A 1,438-nucleotide genomic window follows, 5' to 3' on the forward strand; every position below is an offset into this window, starting at 1 on the left:
AACAACACGCTCGACTCCAACTGGCGCGCGGCGATCTGATTGGCGACGATCTGATTCGTCAACGCGATCGTCTGCGCGGTCACGACGTCGAGATAGCTGACCGCGCCCGCGTTGTAGCGGTTCGTCGTGAGCCGCAACGACAGATCGGCGGCGGTGGTCGCGCGCTGCTGGCTGGCGGCTTCGTCGGCAAGCGCGTTCAACGCCGACAGGTTGTCCTCGACCTGCTGGAACGCCACCAGCACGGACTGGCGATAATCGGCGACCGTGCCGTCGTACTGTGCGTTCGCGCCATGCAACGTCGCGCTCCGTTGGCCGCCGTCAAACAGCGTGCCGACCAGTTGCGAACCGAGCGACCAGAACAGACTCGGCGCGCTTAGCCACGGCGCAAAGAAAGTGCTCTCCAGCCCCGCGCTCGCCGACAGCATCAGATCGGGGAAGAACGCCGCGTGCGCGACGCCGATTCGCGCATTGGCCGACGCCACCCGCCGTTCAGCGGCGGCGATATCGGGACGCCGCTCCAGCAATTGCGACGGCACGCCGACCGGAATGGCGGGCGCCGCCGCGAGCGAACCGTTCGGCGGCAGCGTGAAAGTCGACGCCGGTTCGCCGATCAACGTGGCGATCGCGTGCTGCATCTGCGCGCGTGGCACGTCGATGTCGGTATCCTGCGTGCGCGTCGCCTCCAGCTGCGTGGTGGCCTGCGCGACCGCCGACGCGTCGATCGCGCCGTTGTCCAGTTGCTGCTGCAACAGCTTCAACGCGGCGGCGTACGCGCTCACGCTGTCGTCGAGCAGCTTCTTCTGCGTGTCGAGCGAGCGCAGCGCGAAATAGTCGGCGGCCAGATCGGCGCTCATCGACAGACGCACGCCTTCGAGGTCCGCCTCGCTCGCCTCAGCGTCGGCTCGCGCGCCGGTCACGGCGTCGCGCACCCGGCCGAACAGGTCCGGCTCCCAGCTCGCCGTCACGCCCACGGAATAGTCGGGCACGGTCTTGCCGGCGAGCGCTCTGTCTACGACGTTCTGCGAAGTTCGAAAGCGCTGCTGCGCGACTCCAGCGGTGACGGTCGGGAAAAAGCCCGCGCGCTGATAGTCGACCAGTGAACGCGCCTGCTGCACCATCGAGACTGCCTTGCGCACGGTCTGGTTCGACACGTCGATGCGCGCTTCAAGCTGGTTCAGCACTGGATCGTCGAACACAGTCCACCAGGGGCCGCGCGGCGCCGCGTCGGCGGGCGCGGCCTGCGCCCAGCCGGGCGTCGCGCCCGCGTATTGCGCCGGCACGGCGGCGCTGGGCCGTTGGTAAGGCGGCAAGGTCGAGCATGCGCCCAGCAGTGCGCCGATCAGCGTGGCAACGACCGAGCGGCGCAGCAGCGGCCTTGAAGCAGACATGGAAAACATCGGCAAATCCTTTCGATGACAGGGCTCAGCCATGCGCGGCC

1 protein-coding gene is annotated in these 1,438 nt (G+C 68.1%); it reads right to left on the reverse strand.

Features of this window, described 5'->3' with window-relative positions:
• Positions 1-1,397, reverse strand: a 1,397-nt coding sequence (locus P0D89_RS52950) for an efflux transporter outer membrane subunit (RefSeq protein WP_408379621.1), incomplete at its 3' end; no start/stop codon positions are given.
• Between the last annotated feature and the right edge of the window lie 41 nt (positions 1,398-1,438).

It is taken from the genome of Paraburkholderia sp. RL18-085-BIA-A (assembly GCF_046027075.1).
Classification (GTDB): domain Bacteria; phylum Pseudomonadota; class Gammaproteobacteria; order Burkholderiales; family Burkholderiaceae; genus Paraburkholderia.